The organism is Variovorax sp. GW821-FHT06D12 (assembly GCF_059419205.1).
This window is the reverse complement of record NZ_JBWKRI010000001.1, coordinates 93572-110602: the sequence shown is the minus strand read 5'-3', so window position 1 is coordinate 110602 and position 17031 is coordinate 93572. Positions and strand designations below refer to the sequence as shown.

At 63.0% G+C, this 17031-nt stretch carries 16 protein-coding genes; 4 read left to right on the top strand and 12 right to left on the bottom strand.

Features of this window, described 5'->3' with window-relative positions:
- Positions 1-12: 12 nt before the first annotated feature.
- The 10 genes from tssL to icd form a co-directional block, all read right to left on the bottom strand.
- Positions 13-1377 (bottom strand): type VI secretion system protein TssL, long form, encoded by a 1365-nt coding sequence (tssL, locus tag AC07SQ_RS00540; RefSeq protein WP_495271382.1) that lies wholly within the window; start codon positions 1375-1377, stop codon positions 13-15.
- Positions 1378-1429: 52 nt separating this feature from the next.
- Entirely contained in the window at positions 1430-2086 is a 657-nt protein-coding gene (locus tag AC07SQ_RS00535) for a hypothetical protein (protein ID WP_495271383.1), read from the bottom strand.
- Positions 2087-2098: 12 nt separating this feature from the next.
- Positions 2099-3361 (bottom strand): sterol desaturase family protein, encoded by a 1263-nt coding sequence (locus AC07SQ_RS00530; protein WP_495271384.1) that lies wholly within the window; start codon positions 3359-3361, stop codon positions 2099-2101.
- On the bottom strand, positions 3358-4713 hold the full coding sequence (gene tssK / locus AC07SQ_RS00525; protein WP_139706207.1) for a type VI secretion system baseplate subunit TssK: 1356 nt from the start codon (positions 4711-4713) through the stop codon (positions 3358-3360). The genes AC07SQ_RS00530 and tssK overlap by 4 nt, the downstream gene beginning before the upstream one ends.
- A 35-nt stretch (positions 4714-4748) precedes the next feature.
- Positions 4749-5333 carry a type VI secretion system lipoprotein TssJ gene (gene tssJ, locus AC07SQ_RS00520; RefSeq protein ID WP_495271385.1) on the bottom strand — a complete coding sequence of 195 codons (585 nt, stop codon included), beginning with the start codon at positions 5331-5333 and terminating at the stop codon, positions 4749-4751.
- A gap of 119 nt (positions 5334-5452) precedes the next feature.
- Positions 5453-5938: an Hcp family type VI secretion system effector gene (locus tag AC07SQ_RS00515; RefSeq protein WP_062471480.1), complete on the bottom strand. Its 486-nt coding sequence runs from the start codon at positions 5936-5938 to the stop codon at positions 5453-5455.
- 127 nt (positions 5939-6065) lie between these two features.
- Complete coding sequence (tssC, locus tag AC07SQ_RS00510; protein WP_139706204.1) at positions 6066-7556, bottom strand: type VI secretion system contractile sheath large subunit; 1491 nt, start codon at positions 7554-7556, stop codon at positions 6066-6068.
- 34 nt (positions 7557-7590) lie between these two features.
- Positions 7591-8136, bottom strand: a complete 546-nt coding sequence (gene tssB / locus AC07SQ_RS00505) for a type VI secretion system contractile sheath small subunit (protein ID WP_159277076.1) — start codon at positions 8134-8136, stop codon at positions 7591-7593.
- A gap of 98 nt (positions 8137-8234) precedes the next feature.
- Complete coding sequence (tssH, locus tag AC07SQ_RS00500; RefSeq protein WP_495271386.1) at positions 8235-10940, bottom strand: type VI secretion system ATPase TssH; 2706 nt, start codon at positions 10938-10940, stop codon at positions 8235-8237.
- A 360-nt stretch (positions 10941-11300) separates the two neighbouring features.
- Positions 11301-12560, bottom strand: coding sequence for an NADP-dependent isocitrate dehydrogenase (gene icd, locus AC07SQ_RS00495; protein ID WP_062471491.1), 1260 nt, complete (start codon positions 12558-12560; stop codon positions 11301-11303).
- Positions 12561-12779: 219 nt separating this feature from the next.
- Here icd and AC07SQ_RS00490 point away from each other — a divergent pair, with 219 nt between their 5' ends.
- The 3 genes from AC07SQ_RS00490 (at position 12780) to AC07SQ_RS00480 (ending at position 14019) form a co-directional block, all read left to right on the top strand.
- Entirely contained in the window at positions 12780-13118 is a 339-nt protein-coding gene (locus AC07SQ_RS00490) for a hypothetical protein (RefSeq protein ID WP_062471494.1), read from the top strand.
- Positions 13119-13271: 153 nt separating this feature from the next.
- The gene (locus AC07SQ_RS00485) at positions 13272-13457 is read left to right on the top strand and encodes a hypothetical protein (protein ID WP_495271387.1); all 186 of its coding nucleotides are present in this window, start codon (positions 13272-13274) and stop codon (positions 13455-13457) included.
- Between the two features lie 91 nt (positions 13458-13548).
- The gene (locus tag AC07SQ_RS00480; RefSeq protein WP_082548869.1) at positions 13549-14019 is read left to right on the top strand and encodes a DUF192 domain-containing protein; all 471 of its coding nucleotides are present in this window, start codon (positions 13549-13551) and stop codon (positions 14017-14019) included.
- A 69-nt stretch (positions 14020-14088) separates the two neighbouring features.
- Here AC07SQ_RS00480 and AC07SQ_RS00475 read toward each other — a convergent pair whose 3' ends face one another.
- Together AC07SQ_RS00475 and xseA are read right to left on the bottom strand one after the other, a co-directional pair.
- Positions 14089-14670, bottom strand: a complete 582-nt coding sequence (locus tag AC07SQ_RS00475; protein WP_095745206.1) for a superoxide dismutase — start codon at positions 14668-14670, stop codon at positions 14089-14091.
- A 50-nt stretch (positions 14671-14720) separates the two neighbouring features.
- Positions 14721-16034 (bottom strand): exodeoxyribonuclease VII large subunit, encoded by a 1314-nt coding sequence (gene xseA / locus AC07SQ_RS00470; protein ID WP_495271388.1) that lies wholly within the window; start codon positions 16032-16034, stop codon positions 14721-14723.
- A gap of 312 nt (positions 16035-16346) precedes the next feature.
- Between xseA and AC07SQ_RS00465 the strand changes: the two genes are divergently transcribed.
- A complete protein-coding gene (locus tag AC07SQ_RS00465) occupies positions 16347-16979 on the top strand; it encodes a MotA/TolQ/ExbB proton channel family protein (protein WP_495271389.1) in 633 nt (210 codons plus the stop codon).
- Positions 16980-17031 lie beyond the last annotated feature (52 nt).

The window sequence follows — 17031 nt, the reverse complement described above, 5'->3', positions numbered from 1 at the left end:
CCTGCCTTGCGTCTAGCGCGGGGCGACGGCTGGCTGCTTCACCGGACCCGCGCTGGCGTTGGCGCTGACGCCAGTGCCCTGCGTGACCATGATGTCGACGCGCCGGTTGCGGGCACGTCCCGCAGCGGTCGTGCTGTCTGCGATGGGAACCGTGGCGCCGCGCCCCTCGGTCTGGATGCGCGACGGCACGACGCCTTTGCCCGTCAGCACTTCGGCCACGGCCTGTGCCCGCTTCTCGCTCAGGACCTGGTTGTCGGGAAACTCGCGCGTGCGAATCGGCTGGTTGTCCGAATGGCCGGTGATTTGGACCGTGCCGGAGACCTGGTTGATCTCGTCAGCCACCTTCGCCAGCACGGGGAGAATCCGTGCACTGAGGCGCGCCTGACCGGGGACGAACATCTCGTCGCCCTTGAAGGTGACGATGCTGCGGCGTTCGTCTTCGTCCACGCTCACCGTCTCTCGCTCGATTTCGCTCGCCAGCAATTCCTTCAGGCGCAGCGGCTTGACGGGAGGCGCCGGCGGGGGACGCAGCCGGCCGATGGCGGCAATGCGCTGCTGCAGATCGGCGCTCGACTGCAGCAGCTGGTACTTGTACCAAGCGAACAGGCCGAACAGGATCAACGTCAGCACCGAGCCGGTGACCCACACCGGCACACTGCGCAGCAAGCGAAACTTGCCTGCCCCCACACCCTTCCAATGCGGCGACAAGTCGCTCGGGACATCGCCGCGCGCGTTGCCCAGCAGAGAGAACAGCCGATGACGGACCGTTTCAAGCTGCCGGCGCCCGTTCGCTGCGGTGCTGAAGCGACCTTCGAAACCCAACCCGAGGATCTGGTACAGCACTTCGAGCAGATCCACGTGCTCTTGCGGGCTCGCGGCGAGGCGACCGACGAGAAGGAAGAATTTGTCACCGCCTTTGGTATCGCCGTGAAATTTCGCGGCCAGCTGTTGGCCAGCCCAGATACCGGCCTCTCCGCCCTGCCCGCCGCCCCACGGCGTACTGTTGGCCGCTTCGTCGAGCGCGGTGCACAGCGCATAGCTCGCGGCCACCACATGTTCGTGCCGGACCTGCGCAGTGGTGCAGATGGATTGGAAAGCGGCCACCTCGCGCTCGAGCAACTGATGGAACAACGCCACGCCGTCGCTTTCCAGCGCAGCGGGCATGTCTGCCAGGGCCCGCAGCAAGGGTTGGGCCGCCTCCAGCAAGGGATTCTGAGCCGCCGCGACCGCGGTCAGGCGCTCCTGCGTCGAGGACTCGGACACCAGATGCGCGACATCGGTCGACTCGCCGAACAGTTCGCCATCACCGGATCCGTCGCGTGGGGCGGTTCCACCACCTCCCGCAGGCGCCTCGTTGAATTCTTCTTTGTAGAGCATTGGAGCGTTGGAAAAATGAACGGGCCGAGCCCGATGAAAAAGCGAAGCCTGCTCAGGCCTCGCACTCGGAGCTGTCGTTGACGATCTGCTCGAAGCTGCTGTTCTGGATGTGGCTGGTCTTCATGCGGCAGTCGACCATTCGCCACACGCCGGAGCCCTGCGAGTTGTCGATCAGGACGGTGGCCGCCAGCGGTGTCCCACGCCGGCGCTGGCGGCCGATGGCGAAGGTCATGTGGTCGAACTGGCAGTTGTCGATGGTGAGACGGGTGCCGGCCACCAGCACTTCGCCGCGACCTGTGCAGTTACGAAAGGTGACCTCTCCCATGCATCCCACGCCTTCGTGCGCCGCGGGTGCAGAGCTTCCGCCGTCAAAGCTGCACTCCTGGAACAGGACGCCAGTGCTTCCATCGCCCCCACAGACGATCGAACGCCCGGCCGAACTGCATTGGGTGAAGCTCACATCGGTCATCACGCCGAAGTCGTGATGGGGCGCCAGAAACCGGCAGTCGATGAATTTGCAGCCCGACATCGATGCCAGCTTGATGTTGCCGTCCCCTGCGAAGTCGCATCCGACAAAGGTCAGGTTCTTCCAGGACACGCCGACGAAGGCGCCCGAGGCCATGTGCGCACCGGCGACGGTCATCGCGGCCGAACTGCCGTCGAGCAGACGGATGTACTCTTTCTGGAGACTGGTGATGGGTGTGGTCATCTGCGCCTCCGATCAACGGTTCTCTCTGTGCTCGACGCCGTGCGCATCGACCCACCGCCCCGACCATCGGATCGGATGCAGCTGCTGCGCCCAGAACCCTCGCGGGACGTAGTCGCCAACGACCCCATAGCCATCCGGCCAGATCTTGTTCTTGTCGGCTTTGACCGCCGTACCGAACAGGTAGTCCCAGAACGCAAAGTGCGCGGCATAGCATCGGTCCAGGCCTTCCGCGTCCCGGCTGTGATGCCAATGGTGAAAGTTCGGTGTCACGATGAGATAGCGCAGGGGCCCCAGCCGCACCGATGCGTTGGTGTTGTTGAACACGGCCTGCACGCCCGCAATCAAGACGTAGACGTTGATCACGCTCTGTGAAAAGCCAAGCAGGAACGCTGGTGCCAGGATCACCACCGTCGAGATCACCGTTTCCACGCCATGGGTCCGGCTTCCGGAGATCCAGTCCATATGCTCGGCGCTGTGATGGATCGAGTGCAGTCGCCATCCAATGGCGGTCTCGTGATAGAAGCGATGCAGCCAGTACCTTCCGAAGTCGGTGATCAGCAAGAGCAACAGCAGTGCATAACCGAACGGAAGCTGCCGCACCCAGCCGCGCAACGTACCTTGTGCGGCGGGATTGAGATCGGCAAGCGCACCACTCACGCCATACAAGACGGCATAGACGAGAAACAACGTCACGCCAATGAGCAAGTGGCCTGTGACGAAGTACATGAAGTCGGTCTGCCAGTCTTTCCTGAAAACCGGCATTTCTGGCTTCAGGGGTCGAAGCTTTTCGATCGTGGTGAAAAGCAGGGTCGTCGCCAGCAAATCGAAGATCAACCAGTCAACCCCCAGATAGGGAACAACGGCCAACTGCCCCGCAACAGGAAGCCAGCCATTGCCCGTTGCACTGACGCCCAACTTCGACCCCACGACGGCCACGGCCAACCAGAGCAATGCCCATGCAGACAGGCGTCGAACCCGCCCGAAGACAATGTTGAACAACGCCAAGGTTCCGCACAATGCCATCGCGCCCAGCAACACGATTCGCATCACATCGAAGCTCAGGTACTCACGCACCTTGGGTGTGCTGAGGAAATCCGGAAACTGGAACAACAACACGCCCAGCATGCTGAAGTTGGCCAGCACCAGTGCGATCATTCCGCTCACCATGCCTTTGCCCGATCGCAAAGGTCCATGCGACAGTGCGAGCTCGGCGCCCTTCTTGATCTCGTAGACGACCCCTTCGTACAAATGGGTCGGAAATTTCAGGGGATTCATTTTTCCCTCACTCCCCAAAGCTCCATGCGCAACCCCGGAAACTCGCCCGCGACATGCAGCGCCAGCCCACCGTGCTTGACCATGTGCTCCCATAACGGACCACGAGGGTCGATCTGGAAGTAGACAAAGCCTGCATTGAAGGGAATCTGACGCGGCGGAACGGGCAAGGTCTGCAGCGGTATGCCCGGCAGATGGGACCGAATGAGCTCGGTCAACCTGTCGCTCGGCCCCACCTTGCAGCGGGCGGGAAACTGGCTCGCCAACTGTTCCGGCGGCGTGTGCGCCGCGACCGCAAACACCAGGCTGGAGAAGCCCTGCAACTCCGCGGGTTCGACGCTCGCAACGCGCACACCATTGGGTCTTGACGCCAAGGGGATGCTCTGGGCGCTTCGCACGAGCACGTCGTTCAGCAAGGCCTGCACATCTCCGATCAACTCCCTGAAGGAGAGGTACGGGTCGAGGTGTTGGTAGGCAGGATGCGGTTGCGGACGACGGGTGGTTCCGCGAACGAAGGTGGCCAGCTCCCCGCTCAACGTGCGCAATGCGGTGTAGAGCATCTCTGGAGAGGTCTCACGCACCCGAAGCCAGTGCTCGAGCATGGGCTCGTAGCGGTTGAGGATCTGCAGCAGCAGGAAATCGGACACTTCGGCGGCTTCGCTGGACTTGCCATCGTTGCCACTCAGTCGGGCGGCCAACGATTGCGCGCGCAGCTTGCACAAGCCGTGCAGATTGGTGATCCAGTCCGCCAGCAAGGGGCTTGCGCCATAGCCGGCTACTGGCGGAATCAGGTGAGGGTCGACGGCGATGCTTCCGTCCGAGCGCAGCACCGTCACCTTGGCGAGCGGCAAGCCGATCCAGGCATCGGTCAGTTCGCGTTGCGGAAGGAGACGCAGGCGCAGACGCGACAGTTGCACGGTCTTTGCCCCCTGTCCGATCGAGTTGGCATCGCGCAGCTCCGCATCGAACACCGAAAACCGGGCCAATGACGACGCTGAGATGCCGGCGTCATCGAACGTCGTTTCTTCTCCGTTGGGCGTCCGGATCGGCACCGCCAGGTGAATGACTTGCTCCAGATGCTCCGGCAAGATCGTGAGCGGCGCTGGCGGCAGCGTCTGGCCCGGTGCATCGAAGGGCGTGCCATCCGAGAAGATCCCGGCCGCGCTGGCCAGCACCAGCTTGCCCAGTGAGAGCGACTCCGCATCGATGCTGTAGTGGTTGAACCCCCAGTAAAAGGGGGTCAACGAGGCGGCACGCTTGTGCGCCAGGTGTTCGAGGTAGCGCTCCTGCTGTTGAAACAGCTGCGGACGCAGGAAGAGCCCTTCGCTCCAGGCGACTTTGTTGTACCAGCTCATGGATTCGATCGTTGTGCTTTCGGGCCGCAGACGTGCTACTTGATGGGCGTCAGCTGGATGCCCTTGCCTTGAAGGGCGATCTCCAGCTTGACCTTGTTGGCGGGGATGACCGTGCGATACCAGGCGGCCTCGGGGGCGGGATCGACTTTCTGCACAAGGCGCCACTCGCTTTGTGCGAGCTCCCGGTAGCCGGCGATCACGCCGATCGCGGCGAGCTCGGGGTGCGACATGCGCCGGATCTTCTTGACCTCTCCGGGTCGCAGGATGAACTCATCGCGCACCAGAAGGTCGGCGCCCATCACGGTCTTGTCGCTGTTGTGCAGCGAGAAGTAATCGGCCGATTCGAAGGTTGCCTCCGACTTGAGCTCATAGATGCGGACCATGATGGGTGCCGCCCTCCCCTTGTCGTCCGGGTTGACACCGGCTTCCGCAGTGACCGTGATATCGAGCTTGGTTTGCTCTCTTGGGTGTGAGAACTGCGCATATGCCGGCGAAGGCCCTGCCAACGCAACGGCCAATGCAAAACCCCACAGGCATGGAAACCCGAGACGCGACATCCACCTGGACAGCCCGCGTCGGGACGCAATACTCCGGCACAGCCCTGGCATGTCGAGATTCATGTAGGAATCAAACTGAAAAAGGGACCGCAAAAGAACCGACTTCGATTCGCGCCTCCTCAACCCCCTTGCGCGAACCGAAGTCGAAAAGCCCCGGACGGATCCGGGGCGAAGCGAAGGCTTCAGGACTCCTTGTTGCCCTTGATGTCGTAGCCCGCAGTGACAGCACCACCGCTGCCGCCTTGCGCGTTCTGCACGGAGTACTCCTGCTTGATCTTGGAGAAGGAAAGGCGCACACGCTCCTTGACACGCATCTCGTCCGAGTTCGAGCCGAAGGGCTGGATCGAGGTGATGATCACGTCGGAGAAGGTGAACTTCAGGTACTCCAGCGGATTGCCGCCGGCCTTGCGAACCGTGAGCTTGGCCTCTTGCACGTGCTTGCCGGTCAGGCAGTACTTCATGAGGTTGGGACTCGAACGGTCGATGTAGTGGTCGAACTCGAGGTCTTCGACCGTCGCCTTGCCTGCGCCGCCGCCCGAGCCGGCGTGCATGGTGGATTCCTGGAAGGCTTTCCAGTTGAAGGCCAGAACCTCGATCTCGTTCTTGTGGTCCGAATCCTGCGATTCGCCTTCGATGCCGTTGATCTTCAGAAAAATGTCTTGTGACATGAGAAAACTCCCTGTATTTGAATTTGTCGGTAAATGACGAATGCACGAGCGCTCTTGATGGCGCGTCCTTGGAAATGCCGTGGCGTCTGCGCGCCACTTCCTCGAACAATTCGATGGCGGTTCGGCGTCAGGCCGCTTCTTTGAGCGACGGCAGCTTTGCAACCAGACGCAGAGAAACGGTCAGGCCTTCGAGCTGGAAATGCGGACGCAGGAAGAACTTCGCGCTGTAGTAGCCCGGATTGCCTTCGACGTCCTCCACCACGACTTCGGCAGCCGCGAGGGGTCGCCGGGCCTTGGTTTCCTGGGACGAATTCGCAGGATCGGCGTCGACGTAATGCATGATCCATTCGTTCAACCAGCGCTGCATTTCGTCGCGCTCCTTGAAGGAGCCGATCTTGTCGCGCACGATGCACTTCAGGTAGTGCGCGAACCGCGTGCTGGCGAAAAGATACGGCAGCCGTGCGGACAGGTTGGCATTGGCGGTCGCGTCCGGGTCCATGTACTCCTGTGGCTTCTGGAGCGACTGGGCACCGATGAACGCGGCATGGTCGGTGTTCTTTCGATGCACCAGCGGAATCAGTCCGGCTTTCGCAAGCTCAGCCTCGCGGCGGTCGGAGATCGCGATTTCGGTCGGACACTTCATGTCGAAGCCGCCGTCGTCGGTCGGGAAGGTGTGGCACGGCAAGTTCTCGACAGTGCCACCCGACTCCACGCCGCGGATCATCGTGCACCAGCCGTAGAGCTTGAAGCTGCGGTTGATGTTGACCGCCATGGCATAGGCCGCATTGCTCCATACGTAGTTGCGGTGATCGGCGCCTTCGGTTTCCTCTTCGAAGTCGAATTCGTCGACAGGATTGGTTTTCACGCCATAAGGCAACCGGGCCAGGAATCGAGGCATTGCCAGACCAACGTAGCGGGAGTCCTCGGTGTTTCGCAGCGAGTTCCACGGGGCGTGCTCGAGGTTCGACGTGATCTTTGCGAGGTCGCGCGGATTCGCAAGCTCTTGCCACGACTCCATGCCGAGCAGCGAGGGCGCCGATCCGGCGATGAACGGCGCGTGAGATGCTGCAGAGACCTTGGCGATTGCACCCAACAGCTCGACATCGGGCGGCGTGTGATCGAAGTAGTAGTCGGCCACCAGGCACCCGTAGGGCTCGCCGCCGAGCTGGCCGTACTCCTCTTCATAGATGCGCTTGAAGATCGGGCTCTGGTCCCAGGCGATTCCCTTGTGGCGACGCAGCGTGCGACGGACTTCGTCCTTGGAAACGTCCATGAAGCGGATCTTGAGCTTCTCGTCCGTCTCGGTGTTGTAGACCAGGTGGTGCATGCCTCGCCAGGCCGACTCGATCTTCTGGAAGTCTTCCTTGTGGAGCACGAGGTTGATCTGCTCCGACAGCTTGCGATCGATCTCGGCAATGATGGCCTCGATGCTGCTGTAGGCGTCGTCGGTCATCGTTGCGGCGTTGACGAGCGCCTGCTCTGCCAGCGTCCTGACGGCCGCCTCGACGGCATCGCGCGCTTCGTCGGTCTTGGGCTTGAATTCCTTGTCGAGCAGGGCCGAGAAGTCGGTGGGGTCGGTGTAGCGCGTCGCCTCGGGCGCCTCGAGCACGTTGTCCATGAGGGTGGTCATCTGGAGTTCCTTGGTCTGAATGTCACGCGGCGGAATCGGACGCAGGTGCGCCGTCCAGGTCGTCGGTGCGGGGTTTGGCGGATTTCGCCAGCGACTTCATCAGCGAAGGGTCTTGAAGCAGCTTGTTGACGAGGCTTTCGGCCCCCGCCTTTCCGTCCATGTAGGTCTGCAGGTTGGCCAACTGCGTGCGGGCTTCGAGGAGCTTGCTGAGTGGCTCTACCTTTCGTGCGACAGCGGCTGGCGAGAAGTCTTCGATGCTCTCGAAGGTGATGTCGACCATGAGCTGGCCTTCGCCCGTCAGCGTGTTCGGCACGGCGAATGCCACGCGCGGCTGGATTGCCTTCATCCGCTCGTCGAAGTTGTCGATGTCGATATCGAGGAACTTTCTCTCGGGCACAGGAGGCAAGGCCTGCGCCGGCTTGCCGGACAGATCGGACAAGACGCCCATCACGAAGGGCAATTCGATCTTCTTCTCGGACCCGTAGATTTCCACGTCGTACTCGATCTGCACACGTGGTGCCCTGTTGCGGGCAATGAACTTCTGACTGCTGTTGTTGTTGGTGGCCATGAAAACTCCCTGGTGAAAAAAGACAGACAAGAACCTGGCATCGCGCCCTTTCGGAGGCAACGACGCATCTCCTGCGCCAACGAGATGGCTCGCTGGACTCAGGCGAACTCGGTGTGACAGACGATGGCGCCTCCTCCTTGCAAGGCGGGGTTGGCGCTGTCGCTTGGCTTCACGTCGGCAGTCATGCGCCGGATCTTTTGCCGCACTTGAAGCGCATCCAGCCATTGCCGGGAAAGAATCGGCAGGAGACGTTGTTCGATGAAGCCGATCAGACGGCGAGCCCCGGTTTCGTAAGTGCCGCAGTGGCCGACGATTTCATTCAGCAGCGCAGGCGTGTAGTCCAGCGCAATGTCATGCTGCGCATGCATTCGCTCGACCACGCGATCCAGGTGCAGGCTCACGATGTCGCGCAGTGCGCCCGAGGCCAAGGGCAGGTAAGGCACCACGGTCAACCGGCCAAGGAAGGCCGCAGGAAAGACCGTTCGCAGCGCCGGCTGGAGGGCATCGCGCAGAGCCTCGACATCGGGCACCAGCAAGGGGTCTTCACTCAGAGCAGCGATGAGTTCCGCACCGGTGTTGCTCGTCAGCAGGATCGTGGTGTTTCGGAAATCGACACGACGCCCTTCCCCATCTTCCATCCACCCCTTGTCGAACACTTGATAGAAGATTTCGTGCACATCCGGGTGGGCCTTTTCCACCTCATCGAGCAGGATCGTGCTGTAGGGCTTTCGGCGCACGGCCTCCGTGAGCACGCCACCTTCGCCGAAGCCGACATAACCCGGGGGCGCGCCTTTCAAGGTCGACACCGTGTGCGACTCCTGGAACTCGCTCATGTTGATGGTGATGAGGTTCTGCTCACCGCCATACATGGCCTCGGCCAGTGCCAATGCCGTCTCTGTCTTGCCCACACCCGAAGGGCCGGCCAGCAGGAATACACCCACCGGCTTGCTTGGATCCGTCAGCCGCGCTCGCGCCGTCTGCATGCGCTCCGCGATCGCCGCGAGCGCTGGCCCCTGGCCAATCACGCGCGCTTCCAGTCGTGATTGAAGCGCAACGACTGCCGCGACCTCGTCGGTGACCATCCGCCCCACGGGAATCCCCGTCCAGTCGGCCACGATGCCGGCCACCACGGCCTCGTCCACCTGGGGAAAAATCAGAGGCAACTCCTTCTGGTGCGCGGCAAGCTCGAGCTCGAGGGCCTGCAGCTGCGCCGAGGGTGCATTCCCCTCGGCGCAGCTCAGATCTTTCGCCCCCTCCCTCTTCTTGGTCCTCAATCCATGAATCGTGCGAACCAGCGCAAGCTCGTCTTGCCATCGCGCTTCGTGCAAGGTCAACGCCTGCTGCGCCGCATCGAGTTGAGATCGTGCCGCATCGAGGCGCAACGCTCTTGCATCACTCCCCTGGGCAACGACACCCTCCTGACTCAGCAGTTCGAGCTCGACCTGGAGGGCAGCGATGCGGTGCCGCCATTGCTCGACTTCAGGCGGCGGCGCGTGAAGCGACATGGCAACGCGCGCACATGCGGTGTCCAGGAGACTGATCGCCTTATCGGGGAGCTGGCGTGCAGGGATGTAGCGATGCGACAGCGTCACGGCCGCGCGCACGGCTTCATCGAGTACGAGCACGCCGTGGTGCTCTGCAAAGGTGGCGACAAGGCCACGCACCATCTCGGTCGCAGCAACCTCGTCGGGCTCTGCCACCTGCAGCGTCTGAAAGCGTCGCGTCAGCGCCGGGTCTTTCTCGATGTGGCGCTTGTACTCGCTCCAGGTGGTGGCACCGATCGTGCGCAAGGTTCCCCGTGCAAGCGCCGGCTTGAGCAGGTTGGCGGCATCGCCGGTTCCGGATTGCCCGCCCGCACCGACCAAGGTGTGCACCTCGTCGATGAAGAGGATGACGGGCTGCGCCGATTTACCCGCTTCTTCCAGCAAGGCCTTGAGGCGGGACTCGAACTCCCCGCGCATGCTTGCGCCGGCCAACAGCGCTCCGACATCGAGGCTCCACAAGCGGCAGTTCTTCAGATCGGGAGGAACCTCGCCTTGCGCGATGGCCAACGCGAGCCCCTCGACCACCGCCGTCTTGCCGACGCCCGCGTCTCCCGTGAGCAGGGGATTGTTCTGACGGCGACGCAGCAGGATGTCGACCATCGTGCGGATCTCGTGTCCGCGCCCGATGACCGGATCGATCTGCCCTTGAGACGCGCGCTCGGTCAGATCCGTGCAGTAGCGCCGCAACGCGGACCTTCCATCCGACGCTGCATCCGTGAGCGCGGCGCTGGCTTCACCGGGCAGCGCTGATGGCAGACCGGAGCCATCGTGCGGTCCTTCCTGCCCTTCGGGGGAGCCGGCCACGATGGCACCGATGGCCTCCGTCAGTTGGTCTGCTGGGATTCTCTGGAATGCAGGCGAGATGCCAAGAAGCACGCGCCGCAGGTCCGGCGTCTGAAGCAGCGCAGCAAGCAGCCACGCACCACGCACGCAATGCGCGCCGAACTCGAGGCTCGAGAGCACCCACGCACGCTCGATGGCAGCTTCGATATGACTGGAAAAATCGGTCAGCGAGGTGGCACCCGATGGCAAGCTGGACAAGGCCGATGCGAAGTCTTTCTCGATGGCTTGCGCGTCGATCTGGTAGTGCCGGCAGATGCGGTGCAGATCGCTGTCGTTGAGCTGCCAGAGCTGGTGAATCCAGTGCGTCAGTTCGACATAGGGATTGCCGCGCAGCTTGGCAAAGGCGGTGGCGGATTCGATGCCGCGAAACAAGGTGAGGTTGAGCTTGCCGAACAGCGCTCGCCGAGAGATCGTCATTGCGCGATCTGCCGTGCAGCGTGCACGCCCTGTTCGATCGAGTCGTCTGCGAGGCCCCCTGTTGCCGGGCAGATTCCTGCGTTCTTTTTCCCCACTTCGCGCCCCCTATGCTTCTTGGAATGGGCGCGATTCTGGCGGCTCGCCGCGAGGCAAACACAGCACAGTTTCTACCAATGGTTAAACGAAAGACGGAGCCTATTGATCTGTGATGTTTGCCCGCCTCTCCTTACGTTCAGAGCACAAAGGAGGTAATTCACTAACGATATCGCGAGGGCGACAGGCAAGAAAAAACCCTCGACTCCTTTCGGAAGCTCGAGGGCTTGATAAGGGTCTGACGTTTCTCGACGTCAGCGATCGCAATTACATGTTGTCGATCATGACCTGACCGAAACCAGAGCAGCTCACTTGCGTCGCGCCGTCCATCAGGCGCGCGAAGTCATAGGTGACCTTCTTGCTGGCGATCGATTTTTCCATCGAGCTGATGATCAGGTCGGCCGCTTCGGTCCAGCCCATGTGGCGCAGCATCATTTCGGCGGACAGGATCTCGGAACCCGGGTTCACATAATCCTTGCCGGCGTACTTGGGGGCCGTGCCGTGGGTGGCTTCGAACATGGCGACGGTGTCGCTCAGGTTCGCACCCGGTGCAATGCCGATGCCGCCAACCTGTGCGGCCAGCGCGTCGGAGACGTAGTCGCCGTTGAGGTTCAGCGTGGCGATCACGCTGTATTCGGCGGGACGCAGCAGGATCTGCTGCAGGAACGCGTCGGCGATGCTGTCCTTGACGGTGATTTCCTTGCCCGTCTTGGGGTTCTTGAACTTCATCCACGGGCCGCCGTCGATCAGCTCGGCGCCGAATTCCTTGGCGGCCAGGTTGTAGCCCCAGTCACGGAAGCCACCTTCGGTGAACTTCATGATGTTGCCCTTGTGGACCAGGGTCACGCTGGGCTTGTCGTTGTCGATGGCGTACTGGAAAGCCTTGCGCACGAGGCGCTCGGTGCCTTCGCGCGAGACGGGCTTGACGCCGATGCCCGAGGTGTTGGGGAAACGGATCTTCTTGACGCCCATCTCGTCCTGCAGGAACTTGATGAGCTTCTTGGCCTTGTCGCTTTCGGCTTCGAACTCGATGCCGGCGTAGATGTCTTCCGAGTTCTCGCGGAAGATGACCATGTTGGTCTTGTGCGGCTCGCGCACCGGGCTGGGCACGCCCTCGAAGTACTGGATGGGCCGCAAGCAGACGTACAGGTCGAGTTCCTGGCGCAGCGCCACGTTCAGCGAGCGGATGCCGCCGCCGACGGGCGTGGTCAGCGGGCCCTTGATGGACACCACGTAGTCGCGCACCGCATGCAGGGTTTCCTCGGGAAGCCAGACGTCGGGGCCGTAGACCTTGGTCGACTTCTCGCCGGCGTAGACCTCCATCCAGTGGATCTTCTTCTTGCCGCCGTAGGCCTTGGCCACTGCGGCGTCCACCACCTTGAGCATCACCGGCGTGATGTCCAGCCCGGTGCCGTCGCCTTCGATGAACGGAATGATCGGCTGATCGGGCACATTGAGCGAATTGTCAGCGTTGACCGTGATCTTCTGGCCTTCGGTCGGGACTTTGATGTGCTGATAGCTGGACATGAGGGGGCTTGACTCCGGGAGTGACGTAATTCGAACGACTGTCTGCGAATTCAGACAGCGAGGGAGAATCGCTGTACAGCGCGCTAACAAATCGCTGTACATTTTAGACGCAACCCATCAGCGGACAATTGTCAACCGTAGGGCGATAGAGCCCGTTACTGGCTGACCTTCTGCTCGCCGGGAGGCGTTTCCAACCAATTCTCGATAGAGGAATCATCAATGAGCAAACTTCTCGCAGTCATGATCGCTGGCCTGTTCGCCGCTGGCGCGTACGCCCAGAACCCGGCCGGTACCACGCCCGAACAAGGCAACGCGACCAACAGCAAGCCGCAAGCTCGCGCTGAAGCCAAGAAGGAAGCCAAGCCCGCTGGTCAAGTGGCTCCCGCTGCTGGCGACATCGCCAAGACGCCTGAAGGCGGCGCCTTCGGTGCCGACAAGGCTGGCGTTGCTGGCGAAAAGCGCGCCAAGACCCGCGACGATCGTCGCCGCAACAAGGACGGCAGCGTGAAGCGCAAGGCCACCCAAGGCGGCACGCCTGACATGCCCGGCGCCAAGTAAGCCGGTCTGTCCCCCCTAAGAAAAGCGCTCTCCGGAGCGCTTTTTTTCGTTCGCAGTTTTGTTCAACCACTGTCAACCGGGGTTCTTGAGGTCCGTTGAATGGAGGCCTTCCGCAGGGAGGTGATCCATATCAACAATCTCAAAGGATTTCTCATGAACAAGCTGATCGCAGCCCTGGTCGCCGGCCTCTTCGCAGCCGGTGCATTCGCCCAAGCCGCCGAACCCGCTCCCGCAGCGCCGGCCGCTCCCGCCGCCCACAAGGCCAAGGCCAAGCACACGGTCAAGAAGCACAAGGTGCGCCACGTCTCCAAGGCCCACGCCGCTGCCAAGAAGGTGTAAGCTTTCAAGCTCCCGGCGATGCCCGCTTCAGCGGGCATTTTTATTGGTCACGGGCCGACCTCGTGTGTCGCGGCCCCGAAAGAGTCATCCGATGTTTCAGCGTCTCGCCGCGCTGCTTCTGGTGTCCGCGTCCTTCCTGGCGCCGGCCCACGCGCAGCAGCAAATCCAACCGCAACCCCAAACCGATCTGGCACGCACGCAGTTGTCGGTCGGCCTCTACAAGATCGATGCGCAAGTGGCGCAATCGCCTCGCGAGCGCGAGATCGGACTGATGTTCCGCAAGACGATGCCGCAGGCCGAGGGCATGATCTTCGTCTTCGAGCAGCCGGCCACGCAGTGCTTCTGGATGCGCAATACGCTGCTGCCGCTGACCGCCGCCTTCGTGGCCGACGACGGCCGCATCGTCAACTTGGTCGACATGCAGCCGATGACCGAGAACTCGCATTGCTCCGAGGAGCCGGTGCGCTACGTGCTCGAGATGAACCAGGGCTGGTTCGCCAAGAAGAACATCAAGAAGGGTGCCAAGCTCGGCGGCGAGCTCTTCTCGGCCGCCAAGCGCTGAGCAGCGCAGCGCGCGTAAAAAAGCCGACCCTAAGGTCGGCTTTTTTTATGGCGAGCGCCAGGTCCGGCTTCAGCCGAAGTTCTTCGCTGCGAAGTCCCAGTTGGCCAGCTTGGCCAGGAAGGTCTCGACGAACTTCGGGCGCAGGTTGCGGTAGTCGATGTAGTACGCGTGCTCCCACACGTCCACCGTCAGCAGCGCGGTGTCGGCGGTGGTCAGCGGCGTGCCGGCGGCGCCGGTGTTCACGATGTCCACCGAACCGTCGGCCTTCTTCACGAGCCACGTCCAGCCCGAGCCGAAGTTGCCCACGGCCGACTTCACGAAAGCTTCCTTGAAGGCGTCGTAGCTGCCCCACTTGGCGTCGATGGCCTTGGCCAGCGCGCCGGTGGGAGCGCCGCCGCCCTGGGGCTTCATGCAGTTCCAGAAGAAGGTGTGGTTCCAGATCTGCGCAGCGTTGTTGTAGATGCCGCCGCTGGACTTCTTGACGATCTCTTCGAGCGTCATCGCTTCGAACTCGGTGCCCTTTTGCAGGTTGTTCAGGTTCACCACGTAGGCGTTGTGGTGCTTGCCGTGGTGGTACTCGAGCGTTTCCTTCGAATACTCGGGGGCCAGTGCGTCGATGGCGTACGGCAGGGGTGGGAGCACATGTTCCATGGTTTTTTCTCGTGGGTTGGTTGTGGGGAATGAAGGATTCTAGGAAGTAATCAGGGGGGCGGCGTCAGACGCGTTCCCGTCGCGCCGCCGGGCGTCACGGTCAGGTCGACCGAGCCATCCGAAAGGCGTGCGACCACGGCATCGCCAGCCTTCAGGCTGCCTGCGCTGACGACCGCGCGGCCTTCGCCGTCGGTCAGCAAGGCATAGCCGCGCTGCAGCACCAGGGCCGGGTCGAGCAGTCGCAGGCGCAGGGCCACGCGTTCGAGCCGCTCGCGCCGCTGCGTCAGCGAGCGCGCGAACTTCGCGGAGAAATCGGTGGCGATGGCCTGCGGCACCTGCGCCAGGCGCTCCCGGCGCGACAGCACCGCGTAGTGCAACCGCTGCGCGCGGTGCGCCAACCGCAACTGCTGGCGCGCGACCAGGCCCGACGGGCGCCCCAGCCGCGCGGCCGCCTGGTCCAGCCGTTGGCCGAGCACATCGAGCCGCCCGCCCAACGCATCGCCGAGCCGTTCATCGAGCAGGTCGAGCGCGCCGAGCCACAGGTCGCGCGGCGCGCTGACGAGTTCCGCGGCGGCCGTCGGCGTCGGCGCGCGCAGGTCGGCGCAGAAATCGGCGATAGTGAAATCGGTTTCGTGCCCCACGCCGCTGATCACCGGCACGGGGCTCTGCACGATGGTGCGCGCCAGCGTTTCGTCGTTGAAGGCCCAGAGGTCCTCGATCGAGCCACCGCCGCGCACCAGCAGGATCACGTCGACAGCCGGCTCCAGCGTGTAGAGCGACTGCAAGGCACGCACCAGGTCGGCCGGCGCGCTGGCGCCCTGCACTGCCGCCGGCGCCAGCACCACGGGAATATGTGGGACGCGCCGCCGCAGCGCTGTCACGACGTCATGCAGCGCCGCGGCCCCCAGCGAGGTGACGACGCCCACGGCGCGCGGCATGGACGGCAGCGCCCGCTTGCGCGCGGGGTCGAACAGGCCCTCGGCCTCGAGGCGCGCCTTGCGCTGCAGGAACTGCTCGAACAGCGCGCCCTGCCCCGCGCGCCGCAGGCTCTCGACCACCAGCTGCAGGTCACCGCGCGGTTCGTACACCGCCAGCCGTCCGCGCACCTCGACCTGGTCGCCATCGCGCGGCGTGAAGTCGAGCAGGCTGGCCGCGCGACGGAACATCGCGCAGCGCAGCTGGCCGGATTCGTCCTTGAGCGAGAAATAGCAATGACCGCTCGATGCACGCGAGAAACCGGAGATTTCCCCGCGCACCGAGACCGGGTTGAAGCGCGCATCGAGCGCATCGGCCACCGCGCGGCACAGCGCGCCCACGGCCCACACGCGCGGCCCGGGCGCGGCATTCGGCTCCCTGAAGCTCATCGCGCCCCTCCGCCGCCGAGCGCCACTCTTCCACAACGGGCGTCGCGCCCCCCACTTTGGAGGGGTATGGTGGAACAGATGCACGAGTTCTCGTGCAAGCTGTTGATTTCATTAAAAAAAGTGCTGCTCAAAATTCAATCGATCTAACGGAAAGCCCGTCCCATGCGGGTTCGGAGACATTGCGCGATGGGTTAATCACAAAGTTATCCACAGAATCTGTGCGTCCTTGCCGACACGCAAACAAGCCGCGAGCCGATGGTGGCTCGGTGGATAATCGCCGCGCATTTGCAGTCTACGGGCCGGAGGATTTTCTTGTTTTCCATCATTGTTGCCGCGGGCTGGCCAATCTGGCCATTGCTCGCCTGTTCGGTCATCGCACTCGCGCTGGTCATTGAACGTTTCACCAGCCTCAAGACCGTCAAGGTCCTGCCGCCGAAGCTGCTGGACGAGACCATCACCGTGTCGCGCGGCGCGGTTCCCGGCCCGGAGGTCGTGACCAAACTGGAAAGCAACTCGATGCTCGGCCAGGTGCTGGCCGCCGGCCTGCGCGCGCTGAACGCCAACCCGCGCTGCACCGAAGAAGACCTGCGCGCCGCCATGGAGGCCTCGGGCCGCACCGTGGCGCACAAGCTGGAGCGCTACCTGCCGGCGCTGGCCACCATCGCCTCGGCCGCGCCGCTGCTCGGCCTGCTGGGCACGGTGATCGGCATGATCGAGATCTTCGGCTCGCAGTCGCCCGGCAGCGGTGCCGTCGGTTCGGGCAATCCGGCGCAGCTGGCGCACGGCATTTCGATCGCGCTGTACAACACGGCCTTCGGCCTGATCGTGGCCATCCCCACGCTGATCTTCTGGCGCTACTTCCGCAGCCGCGTCGACGAGTACCTGCTGAACCTCGAACTCTCGGGCGAGCGCTTTGCGCGCCACTTGAACGCACTTCGCAAATGACGGCCATCGCAGCAACCGACGGCCGCCACACCAGGGACACCGCGGAACCGGC